Raw genomic sequence first — 20,159 nt, 5'->3', positions numbered from 1 at the left:
TCAGTCCTCGGGGCTCATCAGGGTGCTGGTCAAGGGCGCGCGGGCGAGCACCACGACGCCGGCGACGATCAGCGCGACGCCGACGGTCTCGGGGATCAGCCAGAGGCCGGCGCGCAGCGTCTCCTCGTACAGCAGGACACCCAGCAGCAGGCTGACCCCCGCGTCGCCGAGGGTCAGCGCGGGTTGCGAGGCCACCAGCGGACCCGACTGCAGGGCGTTCTCCAGCAGGTAGAGCGCCCCGACCCCGGCGACGGCGAAGCCGTAGGTCTGCCAGGCCGTGAGGAAGGCCTCCAGCCCGTGCTTGTCGAGCAGATGGGTGGAGGACTTGATGAGCGCCGCGGTCAGCGCGTTGCCGACGGCCGCCGCGCCCGCCAGGCAGGCGGCGCGGACCCCGCCGGGCGGACGGCGCAGCGCCACCGCGCAGAGCACCGCGATCGCGGCGCCGCAGCCCGCGAGGGCCGGGATCCAGCGGGACATCGGGACGTGCATCGTGCCGGGGGTCGGCGCGGCGGCCCCCAGCGCGAGGCCGAGGCCGACCACCATGCAGGCGACGGCGGCCCAGGCCCGGCGGGAGAGGTTCCGGTGGGACGTCGCCGAGGCGATGACCAGCGCGAACGGCAGCTCCAGGACGAAGATCGGCTGGACGACCGAGAGGGCGCCGCGGGCCAGCGCCACCGCCTGGAAGAGCGCGGCGGCGGTCACCGCGGCGATGCCCGCCAGCCAGACCGGGCGGCGGGCCAGGTCGCGCAGCAGGCCGAACCGGAAGCCGGAGGAGCGCGGCACGGTCTGCGCGGCACGGTGCTGCAGCACGGTGGCCAGGGCGTTGCTGATCGCGCCGCACAGGGCGAACAGGACGGGGAGCAAGACGGGCGGTTCCCTTCACCGGATCCGCCCAGTCTCACCCGCCCGCCCCGCACCCGTGTCGCACCGCGCCGCACCCCGACCCCGGCGCCAGCCATTCAGGGGCGCCACCTGACGGAACACCGTGCGAGCCGCGAACACCGCACGAGCCGGAGAGCACGCCACTACCCCGTCACCCCGCCCCGCGCAGCGGCTCACCCTCCGGCCACTCCGAACAGCCGTGCCGCGTTCCCCCAGCACACCGCCCGCAGCCACTCCTCCCCCAGGCCCAGCCGCTCCAGGGCGGTCAGCGCGTGCCCGTACCCGTACGGGATGTTGGGGAAGTCGGTGCCGTGCAGGATGCGGTCCTGCAGGTCGGTGAGGCGGGGCCGCAGGCCCGGCGGGAAGGGGGCCAGGCGTTCGGTGAAGTCGGTGAACGCCATGGTGGTGTCGAGGTGGACGTTCGGGTGGCGGTCGGCGAGGTCGAGGAAGTCGGCGTACTCGGGCAGGCCCATGTGCGCGACCACCAGGTGGAGTCGGGGGTGGCGGGCGAGGACGGCGCCGATCGGCCCGGGCCCGGTGTGCTTGCCGGGGGCGGGGCCGGAGCCGCAGTGCGTGACGACCGGGGTGCCGCTCTCGGCGAGCAGGCCCCAGACGGCGTCGAGCCGCGGGTCGGCCGGGTCGTACGCACCCACCTGCACATGGGCCTTGAAGACCCGGGCGCCGCGGTCGAGCGCCGCTTCGACGTACCCGGCGGCGCCGTCCTCGGGGTAGAAGGTGGCGGTGTGCAGGCAGTCGGGGGTGCGGGCGGCGAAGTCCGCGGCCCAGGCGTTGAGCCAGGCGGCCATCGCCGGTTTGTGCGGGTAGAGCATGGCGGTGAAGGCGCGGACGCCGAACTCCCGCAGGGTGTCGACGCGTTGCCGTTCGGCGTGCCGGTAGGCGATCGGCCAGGGCTGCCCGGTGAGCGGCCCGACCGCGTCGAAGTACGCCCACACCTTGTCGAGCACCTGCTCGGGCATGAAGTGGGTGTGCACGTCGATGAGGCCGGGCAGCCCCAACTGCTGCCAGAAGGCGCGGACTTCGTCGGTCCCGGTCACCGCCGGACGGCCCTGTCCAGGATCGCGGCGGTGTCGGTGCCGGCGGGCAGGGTGCCGAAGGCGAGTCCGTGGTCGCCGCCGAGCCGGGATGCGCAGAAGGCGTCGGCGACGGCCGGGTCGCCGTACCGGACGAGCAGCGAGCCCTGGAGGGTGAGTGCCATCGACTCGACCAGCCGGCGGGTGCGGTACTCGAGGTCGGTGAGGTCGCCGAGTTGCTTGCGCAGGGCGGCGGTGGCGGCGTCGAGGCGGCGGTCGGCGCCCGCGGCGGCGTCGAGTTCGGCGAGGAAGGCGTCGACGCTGGCGGGGCGGCGGGCCATGGCGCGCAGCGCGTCCAGGGCGGCGACGTTGCCGGAGCCCTCCCAGATGGAGACCAGCGGGGCCTCCCGGTAGAGCCGGGGCATGCCGGACTCCTCGACGTAGCCGTTGCCGCCGAGGCATTCGAGCGCCTCGGCGGCGTGCGCCGGACCGCGCTTGCAGACCCAGTACTTGGAGACGGCGAGGCCGAGGCGGCGCAGCAGGGTCTCCTGTTCGTCGCCGGCGAGGGCGGCGTCGGTGGCGGCGGCGAGCCGCATCGCGACGACGGTCGCGGCCTCGGACTCGACGACGAGGTCGGCGAGGACGTTGCGCATCAGCGGCTGGTCGACCAGGGCGGCGCCGAACGCCCGCCGGTGGGTGGCGTGGTGGAGGGCGCGGACGGTGCCGTAGCGCATGCCGGAGGCGGCGCCGATCGTGCAGTCGAGGCGGGTCATGTTGACCATCTCGATGATGGTGGGGACGCCGCGGCCCTCCTCGCCGACGAGCCAGCCGGTGGCGCCCTCGTACTCGATCTCGGCGGAGGCGTTGGACTTGTTGCCGAGCTTGTCCTTGAGCCGCTGGAGGCGGATCGGGTTGCGGCTGCCGTCGGGCAGCACGCGGGGCAGCAGGAAGCAGCTGAGTCCGCCGGGGGCCTGGGCGAGGGTGAGGAAGACGTCCGACATGGGCGCGGAGGTGAACCACTTGTGGCCGGTGAGCCGGTGGCTGCCGTCGGCGTGCGGGACGGCGGTGGTGGTGTTGGCTCGGACGTCGGAGCCGCCCTGCTTCTCGGTCATCGACATGCCGGCGATCAGGCCGCGCTTGGTACCGGGCTCGCGCAGCCCGAAGTCGTACTCCCGGGCGGAGAGCAGCGGTTCGTAGCGCTCGGCGAGGTCGGGGGTGGCGCGCAGGGCGGGCACCGCGGCGTAGGTCATGGAGATCGGGCAGGTGTGGCCGGCCTCGACCTGGCCCCAGACGTAGAACTTGGCCGCGCGGGCGGTGTGCGCGCCGGGGCGGTCGTCGGCCCAGGGGGCGGCGTGCAGGCCGTACCGGACGGCGGTGTCCACCAGCCGGTGCCAGTACGGGTGGAACTCGACCTCGTCGACGCGGTGGCCGTAGCGGTCGTGGGTGCGCAGGACGGGCGGGTTCTCGTTGGCGAGGCGGCCCCAGGTGTCGGCCTCCTCGGAGCCGGCGAGGCGCCCGAGCTCGTGGAGTTCGTCCTCGGCCCAGCCGGCGCCGGCCCGGTGCAGGGCGGCGAGCAGCGCCGGGTCGGCGGCGACGTCGTGGCCGTACGGGTCGGGGACCTGGTTGGTGACCTCGTGCGTCGGCATGCCGTCCTCCTGGCGGGGGTCTGGGGGTCTGCGGGGTTTCGGTGCTCGAACGGTTCTGCGGGGCTTCGGGGTTCAGCGGGTGGTGCGGGCCGGCGGTGCGGCCTCGGGGGTGCCGAGGGCGCGCAGCGCGAAGGCGGTGAGTGCGGGGATGGTGTCGCCCGGGTCGCCGCCGGCGGCGAGCGGGCCGACGAGGGCCTCGCCGATCGCGCCGACCAGCGCGGCGGCGGTCAGTCCGGCGTCCTGGGGCGGCAGCTCGCCGCTCTCGACGGCGTCGGCGATCTGCGCGGCGATGAGGTCGCGGAAGGCCCGGCGGAAGACCAGGCGTTCGGCGTCGACGACCGGGTCGGCGGGTTCGGCGAGCAGGGCGTAGGCGCGGCGGGGGGCCTTGAGCGCGCGGGCGGCGAAGGTCTCGACGACGGCGGCGACCCGGCGCTGCGGGGTGGACTCGCGTTCGACGGCCGCGGTGACGGCGGCGACCTCCCCGCCGACGACCGTGCGGAAGAGTTCGACGGCGAGGTCGGACTTGCCGGCGAAGTGCCGGTACATGGAGCCGGTGGCGATCCCGGCGCGTTCGGCGACGGCGGCGACCGAGCAGCCCGCGTAGCCGCGCTCGGCGAGCAGGGCGACGGCCGCCTGGAGCACGGCGGCGCGCTGGGCGTCGAGCCGGGCCTGGACGGCGGGGGTGCGTCGGTATGCCATGCCAAGCATTGAAGCACTGATTCACTTCTTCGTGAAGGGCGGCGGCGCCGGTCACGCCGGCCCGCCCGGGAACGCCGCGAGGGCCGCCCGCCGGTCGGCGGACGGCCCTCGGGGAGGGGGCGGCAGTTGGCTGTCGGGCCCTTGCGGGCGTGGACCGGCCCGCTACGGCTTGGGCAGCGCGCAGCCGGACCGGTTCAGGTCGAGCTTGTTGCCCGCGGCGAAGCAGGCGGGGATGAGATAGGTCTCCTCGGCGTAGTTGATGCCCTTGCGGACGGTCACCGTGCCGTTCTGGTCGACCTCGCACGGGTTGTTCTCGGTGCAGCGCTCGCCGTCCTCGTTGCCGGTGTTGTTCACGGCGACGACCTGGCCGGTGGCGGTGTCGACGACCGGGGATCCGGACGTGCCGCCGATGGTGTTGCAGCTGGAGGTGTAGCGGACGGAGTCCTTCCAGGTCCAGCCGCCCTCCTTCAGCCGGTAGACGAAGCCGTCCACGCTGCAGGAGTAGATCTTCTTCCAGTACCCGGAGACCACCTTGATCGAGGCACCGGCCGCGGGGTGGCTCGCCGAGAGGGTGAGCGGGGCGATGCCGTAGCGGGACTGGATGGCGGCGTAGGTGCTGGTCAACTGGTAGAGCGTCACGTCGGTGTCGGTCATCGTGCTGTAGACGACCTTGTTCGCGCGCAGGGTGCCGAGGCTGCCGCCGGAGGAGTTGAGCAGGGTGAAGCTGCGGCTGGACGAGCGGTTGGTGATCACCTGACCGGGCGAGGGCATGCCGCTCTCCAGGCAGTGGCCGTTGGTGAGCACCAGCGCGGGGTCGGTGGCGGCCGAGCCGGGCAGCCGGACGACCGAGCCGGAACAGTTGCTGAGCGCCACGGTGCCGGCGAAGTCGACGGCGACGGCTGCGGCGCCCTCGGTGGCGGCCGCGGCGGGGGCGGCACCGGCCAGCGCGGTGGCGCCGCCGAGCAGCAGGGCCAGGGACGCGCCGATGAGCGGCTTCTTCATGGGAGGGCCTCTCGGAGTGGGGGTCCTCCAAACCTGGCGTGTTCATGACGCCCAGTCAATATGCTTGTATGAATTATCGGTTACAACAACCGCCCCTCAGGAGCTCCCGGAGCCGGGCCCGTGCGGCATCCTGCTGCGGTGAACGAGATCGAGGACGACCGGCCGCAGCCCGCCCGCGACGCCCCGCTCCGGACGCTCTGGCACGACGCCGTCGACGGCTGGGCCGCCCCGGGCGCCCTGGAACGACTGCCGGCGGCCCGCCGCCTGCTGGACGCCGGGGCCGACCGTGACGACCTGACGCTCCTCGCCCGGGCCGTCGCCCACGAGGCCGTCTTCACGACGCTGGAGGAACTCGACCGCTCGCGCCCCGCGGCGGGGCTGCACGAGGACCTGCTGACGGCCGATCCGAGCGGCCGCGACGGCCAGGACCTCTGGCAGTAGCCACCTGTCGGCCACCCCGGGGGCGCAGGGAAGGCCGACCACGAACAGGGGTGCCGGGGGCACCTCCCGGCCGAAGGCCGGGGGCGGAACTGCGCAACGCGGACGCGGAGAGCGCACTGATCGGGCACCCCGGAACCGCACGGCCTTCCGCGCCCCCTGCGGGATCTCAGCCCCCGTCGAGCCAGTGGCGGCGGCCGGTGGTGATCAGCCGCAGCTGGGTGCGGGCGGTGCGGGCGATCCGCGCCTCCCCCGCCGGGCCGGCCTCCAGGAAGGCGGCGGCGGTCGCCACCATGTGCTCGACGTAGAGTTCGGCGAGCATCCGCACGTCCGCCCGGGACCAGCCCTCCGAGGCCGGCTGGGCGCCGAGGCCGGCCGCCACCTCGTCGGCGAAGCGCTCGAACTCGGCGGCGATGGCCTCCCGGACGGCCCGCACCCCGCCGTGCCGCTCGCGCGCCAGGAAGCGGACGTACGCCGGGTGCTCGCGTACGTGGTCGGCGATCAACTCGACCGAGCGGTCGATGAGTTGGTCGGAGTCGCCGGACTCGGCCAGCACCCGGCGGATCATCCCGTGCAGACTGGCGAGCGACTCCCCGACCAGCACCACGGCGAGCTCGGACAGGTCGCGGAAGTGCCGGTAGAACCCGGCCGGCGAGAGCCCGGCCCCCCGGGTCACCTCGCGGACGCCGACGCCGCTGAGGTTCTGGTGCTCCAGCAGGCCGAGGGCGGCGTCGAGGAGGGCGCGGCGACTCTGCTGCTTCTGGGCCTGGCGGACCCCGGGGGTGTGACTCACATCATTCAGTAAACAACCGTTTGCCGACTTTGGCGAGCCCCGGAGCGCGTACGATGGAAAAGTCGGCGAACAGTCGTACACCGAATCGGCCGCCGACCGGGGAGAGGACACCTGCCGTGAGCCTTCTGATCGTCATCGTCGCCATGGGCCTCCTCGCGGGGGCCGCGATCCACACCTCCATGCCGGTCTTCCTGGCCGCCTCCGCCGCGATCGCGCTCTGGCTGCTCGCCTTCGGCGCCCGCGAGCGGATCGCCCGCGCCCGGCACCGCTGACAACCCGGCACCCTTTCGACCTCCCACCGGAGTCCTGCCATGGAACAGCTCGCCACACCCCGCACCCGCACCACCGCCGACGGCGACCAGATGGCCGTCGCCTCCTTCCTGCTGGCCCTGCCGGGGCTGCTGCTCTTCAACCTGGTGCTCGGCCCGGTCGCGATCGTGCTCGGCACGCTCGCCCTGGTCCGCGGCACCGGACGGCGCGGCCGGGCCCTGCTCGGCATCGCGCTCGGCGTCGCCGACCTCGCCGTCCTGACGGTGGCGACCCTGGCCGGGCACGGCACCGTCTGGCAGCTCGGCGCCTGACGCAACGGCGACGCGCCCGGTCCTGCCCTGCGGCAGGACCGGGCGCGTGCCCGTGGACGACCGGCCCGTCAGGAGGTCGGGGCCGTCCACTTCTGGTTGGCCGCGCCGGTGCAGGTCCAGATCTGGATCCGGGCACCGTTGGCCGGACTGTTGTCCGTCACGTCCAGGCACTTGTTCGCCGTCGGGTTGACGAGGTCGTGCGTCGACGGGTTGTACGCCCACTGCTGGGCGCCCGTCCCGTTGCAGTCGTACAGCTGGGTCTTGGCGCCGTCGGCGGTCGAACCGGAGGCCACGTCCAGGCACTTGCCGAGGGCGCGGACCGTCCCGTCGGTGCCGACCGTCCAGTTCTGGGCGCCGGTGCCGTTGCAGTCGTAGAGCTGCACGGCGGTGCCGTTGGCGGAGTTGGCGCCCGCGACGTCCAGGCACTTGCCGCCCAGGCCGGTGATCCGGCCGGTCGCGCCGCCGCCCCCGCCCTGGGTACCGGCCCAGGTGAAGGTGGCGGAGGTCTTCGCGGGCAGGCCGTAGCTGAAGTTCTGGCCGCCCCAGACCACCCGGACGGTCTGCGCGCTGCCGCTGTCGTTGTACGCGATCAGCGCCTTGGAGCCGTCCGGGTTCTGCCAGGCGACGTTCGGCACCGCGGAGTTGGCGGTGGAGGCGATCCGGTAGGCGCCCGGCTTCACGAACTTGGTGAGGTGGCCCATGGTGTAGTACTCGACGGTGTAGTCCACCTGGCCGCTGCGGGAGTCGCCGTTGTGCACCGTGACCAGGCCGGTGCAGGTGCCGCAGCCGCCGTAGTGCGGGCCCATGTTCTGGTCGACGGCGAGGCTCCACTTGGTCACCGACTTACCCCAGTTGCGGGTGTAGTCGATGATGTTGCGCATGTCCTCCTGCTGCTGGTCGCCGATCCAGGTGCCGCCGGAGTGCTCGGTGTCGAAGGCGTCCACCGTCGGGTACTGGTTGTGCCCGGTGGTCTGCGCCGAGACGTCGCCGCCGTAGCCGTGCCAGGCCATGCCGCCGAAGTTGGGGTGGGTGCGGATCGCCGCGTCGTCCATCACGGGTGCCGCGTAGCCGTTGTACTGGTCCCAGTTCCAGTCCAGGGCCAGGACCTTGGTCGGCAGGCCCGCGCCGGCCAGCGCCGGCAGCAGGTTGTTCTTGGTGAAGTAGGCGAGGCCCGAGCCGTTCCAGCTCATCGACGGGTAGCCGGCGCAGCAGGTGGGCTCGTTCTGCACCGTCACGTAGTTCACCGGCACGCCCTGCGCCTGGTACGCCTGCAGGTACTTCACGAAGTACTGGGCGTAGGCGCCGTAGTACTCGGCCTTCAGCCAGCCGCCGCCGAGGTTGCCGCTGTCCTTCATCCAGGCGGGCGCCGTCCACGGCGAGGCCATGGTGGTGAGGGCCGGGTTGAGCTGCTTGGCCTGCTTGGTGAGCGGCAGCACGTCGGCCAGGTCGTGGCCGATCGTGAAGCCGTTCAGCGCCGGGTCGACCGAGCCCGCGGGCTGGTCGTCGTAGGTGTAGCCGTAGCGGGCCAGGTCGGAGGAGCCCATCGGGTTGCGCAGGAACGACAGCCCGATGCCCTCGGTCGGCGAGAAGAGCTTGCGCATGGTGGCGTCGCGGGTGGCCGCGCCCAGGGCGCCGCTGCCGTTCATCAGCCAGGCGGCGGTGTCGGTGAACGAGGCGCCGCCGCCGGTGAACTGCTGGTAGCGGGTGGACTCGTCGACCGAGATCAGCTGACCTCCGCTGCCGGAGCCCGGGTTGAAGGTGAACGCCGCCTGCTGGGCGAGCCCGCGGGTGACGTGCCGGCCGCCGGCGTCGTCGGTGGTCGTGAGCCAGACGTTCACGGTTTCGCCTGCCGCGTGCGCGCCGGGGGCTCCGGCCAGCAGGCCGGTCGCGGCCAGGGCGCCGGAGAGCAGCGCGGCGGCCGTCCGGCGCGTGCGGACGGCATGGTGGGGTGGGGGCCAGGCCATGATCGGATCCGCCTTCGGTGTGGGGGTGGGTGGGACGGATGGGCGATGTACGACTGCCGGCCGGCGGTCCAGATTCAACTCCTGATGACTCATCACCGTCAAGAAGCCGGTCTGCACCAAATTCCTGTCAACTCATGAACACAGGAGAGCGATTGCTCGGTGATCATGTGCCACGAGTTGACGGAATGTCTGACAGGAAAGTTTCCAGTTGACTTGACGTGGCCATCGCCGGACTAGTTGACTCCAGCTCCCGTCGCCCCCACCGACCGGAGGACCCATGCACCGTCGCCACCGTCGCCGCCGGCTTCCCGCGGCCGCCGCGCTGCTCGCCCTCGTCTGCGCGATACCCGTCGGCATCAGCGCGACCTCCCCCGCTCCGGCCGAGGCCGCGCCCACCGCGTTCGCCCACCCCGGCGTGCTGCTCTCCAAGTCCCAACTCGACTTCGTGCGCGCCGAGGTGCAGGCCGGGGCGCAGCCGTGGAAGAGCGCCTACGACCAGATGCACGCCAGCAAGTACGCCTCGCTGAGCCGGACCCCCAAGCCCCGCGCGGTGGTCGAGTGCGGCTCGTACTCCAACCCCAACTACGGCTGCACCGACGAGCGCGAGGACGCACTGGCCGCGTACACCCTCGCCCTGGAGTGGTCGATCACCCGGGACACCCGCTACGCCGCCAAGGCCGTCCAGATCATGGACGCCTGGTCCGGCACGGTCAAGGACCACACCAACAGCAACGCCCCGCTGCAGAGCGCCTGGGCGGCCTCCACCTGGCCGCGGGCCGCCGAGATCATCCGCTACACCTACGGCGGCTGGCCCGCCGACAAGGTCGACCGCTTCGGCGCGATGCTGCGGGGCGTCTACCTGCCGAAGGTGGTCAACGGCTCACGCTCCAACGGCAACTGGGAGCTGAGCATGACGGAGGCCACCATCGGCATCGCCGTCTTCCTCAACGACCGCACGGTGTACGACAAGGCGGTCGCGACCTTCCGCAACCGGGTGCCCGCCTACGTCTACCTCGCCTCCGACGGCGCCCTGCCGAAGACGGTGCCCGGCAGCGGCCTCGACACCCGGGACGAGGTCGTGAAGTACTGGCAGGGCCAGTCCACCTTCGTCGACGGCCTCACCCAGGAGACCTGCCGCGACCTCACCCACACCGGCTACGGCCTGTCCGCGATCGCCCACGTCGCCGAGACCAGCCGCATCCAGGGCCAGGACCTCTACCCGGAGGTCGCCGACCGGCTGCGGCACGCCCTCGGCTTCCAGTCCACGTACGAACTGGGCACCGCCGTCCCGTCCTGGCTCTGCGGCGGCAGCCTCTCCCAGCACATGGGCCCGGTCACCGAGGTCGGCTTCAACGCCCTGCACAACCGCCTGGGCTACGGCATGGACAACACCCAGAAGCTCACCGGGCAGCGCCGGCCCGCCGGCACGGACAACCTGTTCACCGCCTGGGAGACCCTCACCCACGCGAACAACCCGTCCTGAGGCGCACCCGGAACGAAGCCGCCTCACCCCCGGTCGGCCGGGCCTGCGTCCCGCAGCCGCCGGACGGACTCGGGGGTGAGGTGCCGGCCGAGGACGTCGAGGGCGGCGAGCACCTCGGCCAGTGCGGCGGGGTCGTCGGTGCCGAGCGCGGCGGCGACGGCCGGGTCGACGGGTGCGGCGGCGGCCAGGGCCGAACGCCCGGAGACCTCGGCGGCCTTGCGGACGAGGGAGCGGCGCCGGTCGGCCGGGTCGGCCTCCGTGACGACCGACCCGGCCTCGCGGAGCCGGGCGACGCAGCCGGAGACCTGGCTCTGCGGCAGACCGGTACGGGCGGCGATCTCCCCGACGGCGCTGCCCGGGTGCTCGACGATGTCGCCGAGGACGACCAGCACGGCACGGGTGCCGGTGGACTGCGGGCCGATCCCCGCGGTCGGGATGGCCTGCTCGCCGATCTTCATCAGGGTGCGGCCGAGGGTGAGGAGTTCCAGTCCGTTCACCGCCCCAGACTACATCCAGGCAGATGCATCTCATATATATGCATCTCTCTTGATGCATCTCTTCTGATGCTTTACTGTGGCAGCCATGACCACCACCGCCCTGCTCCCCGTCCCCGGCGCCCTCCTCCACCACCAGGTCCGCGGCAACGGCCCGCTGCTCCTCGTCGCCCAGAGCGGCGAGGGGGACGCCGACCGCAGCCGCGACCTGGTCGACCGGCTCGTCGACGACTTCACCGTCGTCACCTACGACCGTCGCGGCCTCTCCCGCAGCACACCCGACGACCCGTCACTCCCCGTACCGATGGCCACCCACGCCGACGACGCCCACCGCCTGCTGACCGCACTGACCGACCGGCCCGCCCTGATGCTCGGCTGCAGCTTCGGCGCCGCGATCGGACTCCACCTGGCGGCACGCCACCCCGGGGCGCTGCACACGCTGATCGCCCACGAGCCCGCCGTCCCCGAACTGCTGCCCGCCGCGGAACGCGCCGCCACCGAAAGCGAGTTGCACGCCGTCACCCGCACCTACCGGGACGAGGGCTGGCTCGCGGCCGTCCGCCGGGTCACCGCCGTCCTCGGCATCGACCCGCACCACCAGGACACCGAACCGGACGTCACCGCCGAACCGATCACCGAGGCCCGCGCGGCGAACTTCGCCCGCTTCCTCACCCGCGACATCGACACCGTCCTCGCCGGCGGCCTCACCCCGGCCGACCTCGACGCCCTGCGCGACGGCCCGACCCGGATCGTCCCGGCCGTCGGACGCACCACCCCGCACCAGGTCTTCGACCGCCGCTGCGCCGCCCTCCTCGCCGACCACCTGGGCACCACCCCGGCCGAATTCCCCGGCGGCCACAACGGCAACCTCACCCACCCCCGCGCCTTCGCCACCCGACTGACCTCGCTGCTCGGGTGACCGCTTCAGGAACGCGGGGAGCACCTGAACCGACCGTCCGAGCACATCTGAAGGCAGCTCCCGGCCCCCGCCCACGGCAGGACCGCCCGGGCGATCGGATCGCCCGGGCGGTCCCGGAGGGTGATGCGGGTGGATCAGGGGACGCTGCCGGGTCAGACGGCGAGCGGGCGGACGGCGGTCGGGGCGTGGCCGGGCTCGGTGGCGAGTTCCTCGAACTCGACCACGCTGGCGATGTCGGTGCCGCTCATCGCGATGTTGGTGACCCGCTCCAGGATCGCCTCGACGACGACCGGGACGCGGAACTCGGCGGCGAGCTTCTTCGCCTCCTCGAAGGCGGGCAGCAGCTGGTCCGGCTCGGTGACCCGGATCGCCTTGCAGCCGAGGCCCTCGGCGACCTTGACGTGGTCGACGCCGTAGACGCCCAGCTCCGGGGAGTTGAGGTTCTCGAACTCCAGCTTGACCTGGAAGTCGATGTCGAAGTTCCGCTGCGCCTGGCGGATCAGGCCCAGGTACGAGTTGTTCACCAGGACGTGGACGTAGGGGATCCGGTGCTGGGCGCCGACCGCCAGCTCCTCGATCATGAACTGGAAGTCGTAGTCGCCGGAGAGCGCGACGACGGGGGTCTCCGGGTCTGCGGTGGCGACGCCGAGGGCGGCCGGGATCGTCCAGCCGAGCGGGCCGGCCTGGCCGCAGTTGATCCAGTGCCTCGGCTTGTAGACGTGCAGCATCTGCGCGCCGGCGATCTGCGAGAGGCCGATGGTGGTGACGTACCGGGTCTCCGGGCCGAAGGCGCGGTTCATCTCCTCGTAGACGCGCTGCGGCTTGAGCGGCACGTCGTCGAAGTGGGTGCGGCGCAGCAGGGTCGCCTTGCGCTCCTGCGCGGAGGCGGCCCAGGCGCTGCGGTCCTTGAGGGTGCCCGCGGCGCTGCGCTCCTCGGCGACCTCGACGAAGAGCTCCAGGGCGGCGCGGGCGTCGGAGGCGATGCCGTAGTCGGGGGCGAAGATCCGGCCGATCTGGGTGGGCTCGACGTCGACGTGCACGAAGGTGCGGCCCTTGGTGTAGACGTCGAGGTTGCCGGTGTGGCGGTTGGCCCAGCGGTTGCCGATGCCGAGGACGAAGTCGGACTCCAGGAAGGTCGCGTTGCCGTAGCGGTGCGAGGTCTGCAGGCCGACCATGCCGGCGTTGAGCCCGTGGTCGTCCGGGAGGGCGCCCCAGCCCATCAGGGTCGGGACCACGGGGACGCCGGTGAGTTCGGCGAACTCGACGAGCAGGTCGGAGGCGTCGGCGTTGATGATGCCGCCGCCGGCGACGATCAGCGGCCGCTCGGAGGCCTGCAGCAGGTCGATCGCCTTCTCGATCTGCGCGCGGGTGGCGGTGGGCTTGTAGACCGGCAGCGGCTGGTAGGTCTCCGGGTCGAACTCGATCTCGGTCAGCTGGACGTCGATCGGCAGGTCGATGAGGACGGGGCCGGGACGGCCGGAGCGCATCAGGTGGAAGGCCTGCTGGAAGACGCCGGGGACCTGCGCGGCCTCCAGGACGGTGGTGGCCGCCTTGGTGACCGGGCGGGCGATCGAGGCGATGTCGACGGCCTGGAAGTCCTCCTTGTGGATCCGGGCGACCGGCGCCTGCCCGGTGATGCACAGGATCGGGATCGAGTCGGCGACGGCGGAGTACAGGCCGGTGATCATGTCGGTGCCGGCCGGCCCGGAGGTGCCGATGCAGACGCCGATGTTGCCGGGGTTGGCACGGGTGTACCCCTCGGCCATGTGGGACGCGCCCTCGACGTGGCGGGCCAGCGTGTGGTGGACGTCGCCGGCGGCCTTGAGGGCGGCGTAGAAGGGGTTGATCGCCGCGCCGGGCACGCCGAACGCATTGGTCACGCCCTCGCGCTTGAGGATCTCAACTGCCGCGCGGGCGGCTGTCATTCGAGGCATCGGCTTCTCCTGCCCGGCGGAAGTTCCGCGATGTGAAATGCTGATTCTGGACTGCGGAATCAAAGTAGGCCGGAGGCGGCGGACGCGTCAAGGTAGGTTTCAACAGATCGTTGAAGACTTGGGCGGGGGTGGCCCGGCGGGCACCACAATGGGGAGGGAGAGGGGGCGAGCCGCATGCCGTACATCGCCGTCAGTGCGCTCAGCCACGAGGGCCTGGTCCGCGACCACAACGAGGACAGCCTGGCCGTCGGACCGTGGACGCTCTGCGCCACCGTCACCGAGAGCCCGCAGACCCTGCTCTTCCCGCTCGGCGGCACGCCCGTCGTGGTGGCGGTCGCGGACGGGCTCGGCGGCCACCCGGCCGGCGAGGTCGCCTCCTCGCTCACCGCCCGCCGGCTCGCCGCGTCCGGCACCGGCCTGCGCTCCGAGGACGACGTCCGCCGCGAACTCCGCTCCTGCAACAGCACCCTGTACGAGGCCGCGGAGGCCGACCCGGACCTCACCGGCATGGGCACCACCGTCGCCGGCCTGGTGCTGAGCGCCGAGCACGTCCTGGTGTTCAACATCGGCGACAGCCAGGTCTTCGAGATCGCCGGAACGGCCGCCCCCGAACTGCGACTGCTCAGCACCGACGACAGCCCGCCGCCCCCGCCCGGCCGGCGCACCACCAACATCGTCACCAGCACCCTGGGCGGCACCGTCGTCCGCCGCGAGGTCGAGCCGCACCTGCGCCGGCTGCCCGCCGCGGCCGGCGCCCGCTACCTGGTGTGCAGCGACGGCCTGACCGACCCGGTGCCGCCGGAGGAGCTGGCCGCCCTCCTCGCCGCCGAGGACGACCAGCGGGCCGCCTTCGAACTCTGGCGGGCCGCGATCGAGGCGGGCGGACCGGACAACATCACCCTGGCGCTGGTACGGATCGAGGAGTGAGCCGACGGCCGCCGCCGACCGGGTGAGCCATCGGGTTCCCGATGGCTCCCATCGGTCCGGCTATTGGCCCGACCCGGGGCCGGCGGCCTAGCGTCGAGGGAGAGCCCACCGAAGGAGTGACCGCCGACATGGCGAAGATCCTGTTTGTGATGACCGGCGCCGACCACTGGACCCTGGCCGACGGCAGCAAGCACCCCACCGGCTACTGGGCGGAGGAGTTCCTCACCCCGTACCGCGCCTTCACCGCCGCCGGGCACGAGGTCGTGGTGGCCACGCCGGGCGGCGTGCGGCCGACCGCGGACGCCGGCAGCCTGTCCGCCGGCGCCCTCGGCGGCGAGGAGAACGCCGCCGCGGCGGCCGCCGCGATCGCCGCCGCCGAGCCGCTGCGGCAGCCGGTCGCACTGACCGACGTCGACCCGGCCGACTACGCGGCCGTCTTCTACCCCGGCGGCCACGGCCCGATGGAGGACCTCGCCGTCGACGCCGACTCGGGCCGGCTGCTCACCGCCGTGCTCGACGCCGGCCTGCCGCTGGGCGTGGTCTGCCACGGTCCGGCCGCGCTGCTCGCCGCGGTGCGCCCGGACGGCACGCCGACCGTCGCCGGGTACCGGCTGACCGGTTTCAGCAACACCGAGGAGCGGCTCGCCGGTCTCGCCGACCGCGCCCCCTGGCTGCTGGAGGACCGGCTGGTGGCGCTCGGCGCCGACTACGCGGCGGGCGAGCCCTGGGCGCCGTACACCGTCACCGACCGCAACCTGTACACCGGGCAGAACCCGGCCTCGTCCGGCCCGCTGGCCGAGGAGCTGCTCAAGGCGATCGGCTGAGGCAGCGGCCCGGTAGGTCCCGGGGGCGACAACTGCTTGACATCATCAAGCAGAACGGGCGGGAGCCGACCACCGGCTCCCGCCCGTTCCGCCCGCGCCGGTCGGATTCACGCCCGGCGAGGACGCCGGTCAGCCGACCGGTACCTCCAGCACCGCCTTGCGGTGGCTGAACGCCTCGATCGAGTACCGGCCGTGGTAGCTGCCCATGCCGCTCTCCCCCACCCCGCCGAACGGCAGGTCGGAGACGGTCAGGTGGGCCAGCGGCAGGCCGAACCCGAGCCCGCCCGAGGAGGTCTCCTCGGCGAGCCGGCGCCGGGTCTCCTCCGAGGGGCTGAACACGTACAGGGCGAGCGGCTTCTCCCGGTCGTTGACGAAGTCGATCGCCTCGTCCAGGCCGGCGACCTCGACGATCGGCAGGATCGGGCCGAAGATCTCCTCCTGCATCACGGGGGAGTCCGGCGACACCTCGGCGAGCACGGTCGGCGCGAGGTAGCGGCCGGCCCGGTCGTGGCCGCCGCCGACCACCGTCCGTCCGGAGCCCAGCAGCGCGGCCAGCCGGTCGAAGTGCCGCTCGTTGACGATCCGGCTGTACAGCGGCGAGGCGGCCGGGTCCTCGCCGTACCGGGCCCGGACCTCGTCGGCCAGCAGCGGCTCCAACGCGCGGGCGGTGGCCGGGTCGGTCAGCACGTAGTCCGGGGCGACGCAGGTCTGGCCGGCGTTGAGGAACTTGCCCGCCACCAAGCGCTCCGCCACCACCGCGAGGTCCGCCCCCGCGTCGACGAACGCCGGTGACTTGCCGCCCAGTTCGAGGGTGACCGGGGTGAGGTGCTCGGCGGCGGCCCGCATCACGACCCGGCCGACCGCCCCGTTGCCGGTGTAGAAGATGTGGTCGAACCGCTGGGCCAGCAGCGCCGTGGTCTCCGGCACCCCGCCCTCCACCACCGCGACCGCCGCGGTGTCCAGGTACGCGGGCAGCAGCCGGGCGAGCAGGGCCGAGGTGGCCGGCGCCAGTTCGCTGGGCTTGGCCACCACCGCGTTGCCGGCCGCCAGTGCCCCGGCGACCGGCGCCAGCAGCAGCTGCACCGGGTAGTTCCACGGGGCGATCACCAGGACGACGCCGAGCGGGTCGTACTGCGTCCGCGCCCGTGCGCCGGCCAGCCGCTCGGGCACCGGCGCGTCCTCGGGCCGCAGCCAGTCCGCGAGGTGCTCCAGGGTGTGGTCGACCTCCCGCACCACGAAGTCGACGTCGGTGCGCATCGCCTCCTGCTCGCTCTTGCCGAGGTCGGCGCCGAGCGCCGCGGCGAGCTCCGGCCCGTTCTCGGTGAGCAGCGCGCGCAGCCGGTGCAGCTGCCCGGTGCGCCAGGACAGCGGTCGGGTGCGGCCGGTGCGGAAGGCCGCGCGCAGGCGGGCGACGAGGTCGGCGGGCTGCTCGGCCGGGCGGTCGTTCATGGGGTTCCTCGCAGGGAATGGTTGATATCCTCAACTACCTGCTTTCAGGAAACGCCGGTTACTTGAGGATGTCAAGTGAATCCAGATGCGTCGGACCTGGTGGAGCCGCTCGCCCGCGTGGTCCGCGGCTACTACGACGACCTGGCGGCGGTCGCCGGGCGGCACGGTCTCAGCACCACCCAGGCCCGCGCGCTCATCGCCCTCGACCACCCGCTCAGCATGAGCGCGCTCGCCGAGCACCTGGTCTGCGACGCCTCCAACGCCACCGGGCTGGTCGCCCGGATGGAGGCCCGCGGACTGGTGGCGCGGACCCCCTCCCCCGAGGATCGCCGCAGCAAGACGGTGCACGCCACCGGGGACGGGCACCGGCTCGCCCGGTCCCTGCGCGCCGAGATGCACACCGTCCACGGCGCCCTCGCCGACCTCACCCCCACCGAGCGCGGCGCCCTGCTCCCGCTGCTGCACCGGCTCGGTGAACTGCTCGGCCGACCCCGGGGCTGAACCCGCACGGCCGGCCCCGGGGACCGAACGCACGCGGCCGGCCCCCGGGAGCCTCCCGGAGCCGGCCACCGTCCGCCCGGACGTCCGCTCAGTCCGCCGCCGCCTCCCGCTCGGCACGGAACCGCGCGACCACGGCCTCCGTCCCCGGCAGCCCGGCCAGCGGCTCGCCGACCACCCGGCCGGCCAGCTGCACCGCCGACACCACCACGTCCTCGCGCAGCTCGGCCTCGGCGATCACCCGGCTCGCCGCCAACTGCACCTGCGCCGCGACGACGAGCTCCTCGCGCTCCCGCAGCGCCTGCGCCCGGGCGGCCGCGACCAGGGCCGCACCCTCCTCGGCGGCCTCCTGCCGGATGCGGGCCGCCTCGTGGCGGGCGGCGTCCAGCTGCGCGCGGCGCTCCTCGTCGAGCTCCAGGGCCTCGTGGCGGATCCGTTCGGCCTCGGCGAGCCGCCCGCCGGTGGCCGCCTCGCGCTCCGCGAGGGTCCGTTCGATCCGCGGCAGCACGCGCCGGCCGAGTATCCCGAACAGGACGAAGAAGCAGATCAGACCAATGACGAATTCCACCGGGTTCGGCTCTAGGGGTCCCATGCCCCCAGACCTACCCATGTCCCGCACGGGCATGCGGTTGACCCCCCGTCAGGAACGGCCGGCCGCCGCTGCGGGAGGCCCGGGCCGCCGGCACCGCCCCGGCCCGGGCCCCGCCCGACCGCCGGTGTCCGGCGTGCGTGGCCTGACCTGCGTCCGGCCGGTTCCGGGGCATCATGTCCCCAGGCGAAGGGAGAGCCCCGTGTCGCAGCAGACCGACGCCCCCGACCCGTGGTGGCACCGCGTCGTACCCGCCGCCCCGGGCCTTCCCGTGCTCCGGCACTACCGGCGCGACTGGATCCGCGGCGACCTGCTGGCCGGCGCCACCGTGGCGGCGTACCTCGTGCCCCAGGTGATGGCCTACGCCAGTGTCGCGGGCCTGCCGCCGGTGGCCGGCCTGTGGGCGATCCTCCCGGCGATCCTGATCTACTCCGTACTCGGCTCCTCCCGGCTGCTCTCGGTCGGCCCCGAGTCCACGACCGCCCTGATGACCGCCACCGCGATCGCGCCCCTCGCCGCCGGCGACAGTTCCCGGTACGCCGTCCTCGCCGCCGCCCTCGCCGTGGTCGTCGGCCTTCTCTGCCTGGTGGCCTGGGTGGCCCGGCTGGGCTTCGTCGCCGACCTGCTCTCCCGGCCCGTCCTGATCGGCTACCTGGCGGGCGTCGCCCTGATCATGATGGTGGACCAGCTGACCAAGCTCACCGGAGTGGAGACCGAGGGCGAGGGCTTCTTCCCCCAGCTGGTGTCCTTCTTCGAGAACATCTCCGACCTCCACGGGGCGACGGTGGTGTTCAGTGCGGCCGCACTGCTCTTCCTCTTCGTCGCGGGCCGGTTCCGCGGCGTCCCGGGCCCGCTGCTCGCCCTGGTGCTGGGGACGGCCGCGGTGTCGGCCTTCGGTCTGGAGGACCACGGCATCAAGGTGATCGGCACGATCCCGCCCGGTCTGCCCAGCCCGGACTTCCCCAGCCTCTCCGACCTGTCCCAGCTGGTGCTGCCGGCCCTCGGCGTCCTGCTGGTCGGCTACACGGACGTGATCCTCACGGCGCGCGCCTTCGCCACCCCGGGCGACGGCTCCCGGCTGGACGCCGACCAGGAACTGCTGGCGCTCGGCGCGGCGAACATCGGCGCCGGCGTGCTGCACGGCTTCCCGGTGAGCAGCAGCGCCAGCCGCACCGCGCTGGCCCAGTCCGCGGGCGGCCGCACCCAGGCGTACGCGCTCACCGCGGGGCTGGCGGTGGTGGCGGTGCTGCTGTTCTTCAGCACGCTGCTCAGCCACACCCCGACGGCCGTCCTCGGCGCCCTGGTCGTCTACGCGGCCGTCCGCATGATCGACGTGTCGGGCTTCCGCCGGCTGCTCTCCTTCCGCCGCGGGGAGTTCCTGCTGGCGCTCGGCTGTCTGGCGGGCGTCCTCGCGCTGGACATCCTCTACGGCGTGCTGGTCGCGGTGGGCCTGTCCATCGCCGAGATGCTGGGCCGGGTGGCCCGCCCGCACGACGCCGTCCTCGGCACGGTGCCGGGGCTCGCCGGCATGCACGACGTCGACGACTACCCGGCCGCGCAGACCGTGCCCGGCCTGGTGGTCTACCGCTACGACTCGCCGCTCTTCTTCGCCAACGCCGAGGACTTCCGCCGCCGGGCGCTGGCCGCCGTCGACGACCAGCACGAGCCGGTGCACTGGTTCGTCCTCAACGCCGAGGCCAACGTCGAGGTGGACATCACCGCCCTGGACTCCGTGGACTCGCTCCGCCGGGAACTCGCCGACCGCGGCATCGTCTTCGCCCTCGCACGGGTCAAGCAGGACCTCCGCGAGCAACTCGACGCCTACGGCCTCAGCGACTCCGTGGGCGAGGACCGCATCTTCCCCACCCTCGCGACCGCCGTCACCGCCTACCGCACCCGGTTCGGCACCGCGGAAGGGTAGGGCCGTGCGGTCGGCCTCTCCCGCCGCGCTACCGGGGCGATACGTCGATCATGAAAGCCTGGGGCGGTGGGAGTGCGCCGACGTG

The 20,159-nt window shown here is 73.2% G+C and carries 20 protein-coding genes; 9 read left to right on the top strand and 11 right to left on the bottom strand.

From position 1 onward, the window contains the following. From AB0442_RS02255 to AB0442_RS02235, 5 genes are all read right to left on the bottom strand, one after another. Nucleotides 1–864: a DMT family transporter gene (locus AB0442_RS02255; protein WP_366160041.1), complete on the bottom strand. Its 864-nt coding sequence runs from the start codon at nucleotides 862–864 to the stop codon at nucleotides 1–3. A gap of 191 nt (nucleotides 865–1,055) precedes the next feature. Next, on the bottom strand, nucleotides 1,056–1,937 hold the full coding sequence (locus AB0442_RS02250) for an amidohydrolase family protein (protein WP_366160040.1): 882 nt from the start codon (nucleotides 1,935–1,937) through the stop codon (nucleotides 1,056–1,058). Beyond that, entirely contained in the window at nucleotides 1,934–3,559 is a 1,626-nt protein-coding gene (locus AB0442_RS02245) for an acyl-CoA dehydrogenase family protein (protein ID WP_366160038.1), read from the bottom strand. Before AB0442_RS02245 ends, AB0442_RS02250 begins: the two co-directional genes overlap by 4 nt. A 72-nt stretch (nucleotides 3,560–3,631) precedes the next feature. Then, a complete protein-coding gene (locus AB0442_RS02240; protein WP_366160036.1) occupies nucleotides 3,632–4,258 on the bottom strand; it encodes a TetR/AcrR family transcriptional regulator in 627 nt (208 codons plus the stop codon). Nucleotides 4,259–4,420: 162 nt separating this feature from the next. Then, nucleotides 4,421–5,260 carry a serine protease gene (locus AB0442_RS02235; protein WP_366160035.1) on the bottom strand — a complete coding sequence of 280 codons (840 nt, stop codon included), beginning with the start codon at nucleotides 5,258–5,260 and terminating at the stop codon, nucleotides 4,421–4,423. Between the two features lie 138 nt (nucleotides 5,261–5,398). Here AB0442_RS02235 and AB0442_RS02230 point away from each other — a divergent pair, with 138 nt between their 5' ends. Then, nucleotides 5,399–5,701: a hypothetical protein gene (locus AB0442_RS02230; protein WP_366160034.1), complete on the top strand. Its 303-nt coding sequence runs from the start codon at nucleotides 5,399–5,401 to the stop codon at nucleotides 5,699–5,701. Nucleotides 5,702–5,867: 166 nt separating this feature from the next. Here the strand turns inward: AB0442_RS02230 and AB0442_RS02225 are convergent, their stop codons facing one another. Then, the gene (locus AB0442_RS02225; protein ID WP_366160032.1) at nucleotides 5,868–6,491 is read right to left on the bottom strand and encodes a TetR family transcriptional regulator; all 624 of its coding nucleotides are present in this window, start codon (nucleotides 6,489–6,491) and stop codon (nucleotides 5,868–5,870) included. Nucleotides 6,492–6,607: 116 nt separating this feature from the next. Here AB0442_RS02225 and AB0442_RS02220 point away from each other — a divergent pair, with 116 nt between their 5' ends. Both AB0442_RS02220 and AB0442_RS02215 read left to right on the top strand, forming a co-directional pair. Continuing rightward, a complete protein-coding gene (locus AB0442_RS02220) occupies nucleotides 6,608–6,763 on the top strand; it encodes a hypothetical protein (protein WP_344622714.1) in 156 nt (51 codons plus the stop codon). Between the two features lie 39 nt (nucleotides 6,764–6,802). Beyond that, entirely contained in the window at nucleotides 6,803–7,072 is a 270-nt protein-coding gene (locus tag AB0442_RS02215; RefSeq protein ID WP_366160031.1) for a DUF4190 domain-containing protein, read from the top strand. A gap of 68 nt (nucleotides 7,073–7,140) precedes the next feature. On the opposite strand, the gene AB0442_RS02210 is transcribed toward AB0442_RS02215, so the two are convergent. After that, nucleotides 7,141–9,036 (bottom strand): ricin-type beta-trefoil lectin domain protein, encoded by a 1,896-nt coding sequence (locus AB0442_RS02210; RefSeq protein WP_366160029.1) that lies wholly within the window; start codon nucleotides 9,034–9,036, stop codon nucleotides 7,141–7,143. 277 nt (nucleotides 9,037–9,313) lie between these two features. On the opposite strand from AB0442_RS02210, the gene AB0442_RS02205 reads away from it, so the two are divergent. Next, a complete protein-coding gene (locus AB0442_RS02205) occupies nucleotides 9,314–10,519 on the top strand; it encodes an alginate lyase family protein (RefSeq protein ID WP_366160028.1) in 1,206 nt (401 codons plus the stop codon). 23 nt (nucleotides 10,520–10,542) lie between these two features. On the opposite strand, the gene AB0442_RS02200 is transcribed toward AB0442_RS02205, so the two are convergent. Beyond that, on the bottom strand, nucleotides 10,543–11,016 hold the full coding sequence (locus AB0442_RS02200) for a helix-turn-helix domain-containing protein (protein ID WP_366160026.1): 474 nt from the start codon (nucleotides 11,014–11,016) through the stop codon (nucleotides 10,543–10,545). A gap of 85 nt (nucleotides 11,017–11,101) precedes the next feature. Here AB0442_RS02200 and AB0442_RS02195 point away from each other — a divergent pair, with 85 nt between their 5' ends. Continuing rightward, nucleotides 11,102–11,932: an alpha/beta hydrolase gene (locus tag AB0442_RS02195; RefSeq protein ID WP_366160024.1), complete on the top strand. Its 831-nt coding sequence runs from the start codon at nucleotides 11,102–11,104 to the stop codon at nucleotides 11,930–11,932. A gap of 152 nt (nucleotides 11,933–12,084) precedes the next feature. On the opposite strand, the gene gcl is transcribed toward AB0442_RS02195, so the two are convergent. Then, nucleotides 12,085–13,866, bottom strand: a complete 1,782-nt coding sequence (gcl, locus tag AB0442_RS02190) for a glyoxylate carboligase (RefSeq protein ID WP_366160022.1) — start codon at nucleotides 13,864–13,866, stop codon at nucleotides 12,085–12,087. Between the two features lie 174 nt (nucleotides 13,867–14,040). On the opposite strand from gcl, the gene AB0442_RS02185 reads away from it, so the two are divergent. Then, nucleotides 14,041–14,793, top strand: a complete 753-nt coding sequence (locus AB0442_RS02185; RefSeq protein ID WP_366160020.1) for a protein phosphatase 2C domain-containing protein — start codon at nucleotides 14,041–14,043, stop codon at nucleotides 14,791–14,793. Nucleotides 14,794–14,921: 128 nt separating this feature from the next. Then, the gene (locus AB0442_RS02180) at nucleotides 14,922–15,617 is read left to right on the top strand and encodes a type 1 glutamine amidotransferase domain-containing protein (RefSeq protein WP_366160018.1); all 696 of its coding nucleotides are present in this window, start codon (nucleotides 14,922–14,924) and stop codon (nucleotides 15,615–15,617) included. A gap of 129 nt (nucleotides 15,618–15,746) precedes the next feature. Here AB0442_RS02180 and AB0442_RS02175 read toward each other — a convergent pair whose 3' ends face one another. Further along, a complete protein-coding gene (locus AB0442_RS02175; RefSeq protein WP_366160017.1) occupies nucleotides 15,747–17,066 on the bottom strand; it encodes an aldehyde dehydrogenase family protein in 1,320 nt (439 codons plus the stop codon). Nucleotides 17,067–17,141: 75 nt separating this feature from the next. Here AB0442_RS02175 and AB0442_RS02170 point away from each other — a divergent pair, with 75 nt between their 5' ends. Continuing rightward, on the top strand, nucleotides 17,142–17,567 hold the full coding sequence (locus tag AB0442_RS02170) for a MarR family transcriptional regulator (protein WP_366160016.1): 426 nt from the start codon (nucleotides 17,142–17,144) through the stop codon (nucleotides 17,565–17,567). Between the two features lie 88 nt (nucleotides 17,568–17,655). Here the strand turns inward: AB0442_RS02170 and AB0442_RS02165 are convergent, their stop codons facing one another. Then, nucleotides 17,656–18,132, bottom strand: coding sequence for a hypothetical protein (locus tag AB0442_RS02165; RefSeq protein ID WP_363539914.1), 477 nt, complete (start codon nucleotides 18,130–18,132; stop codon nucleotides 17,656–17,658). Nucleotides 18,133–18,355: 223 nt separating this feature from the next. Between AB0442_RS02165 and sulP the strand changes: the two genes are divergently transcribed. After that, the gene (gene sulP / locus AB0442_RS02160) at nucleotides 18,356–20,074 is read left to right on the top strand and encodes a sulfate permease (RefSeq protein WP_366160015.1); all 1,719 of its coding nucleotides are present in this window, start codon (nucleotides 18,356–18,358) and stop codon (nucleotides 20,072–20,074) included. The last annotated feature ends 85 nt before the right edge of the window (nucleotides 20,075–20,159 follow it).

The sequence above is a fragment of the Kitasatospora sp. NPDC085895 genome (assembly GCF_040702125.1).
Lineage (GTDB): Bacteria > Actinomycetota > Actinomycetes > Streptomycetales > Streptomycetaceae > Kitasatospora > Kitasatospora arboriphila.
This window is presented reverse-complemented; position numbering and strand designations above follow the sequence as displayed.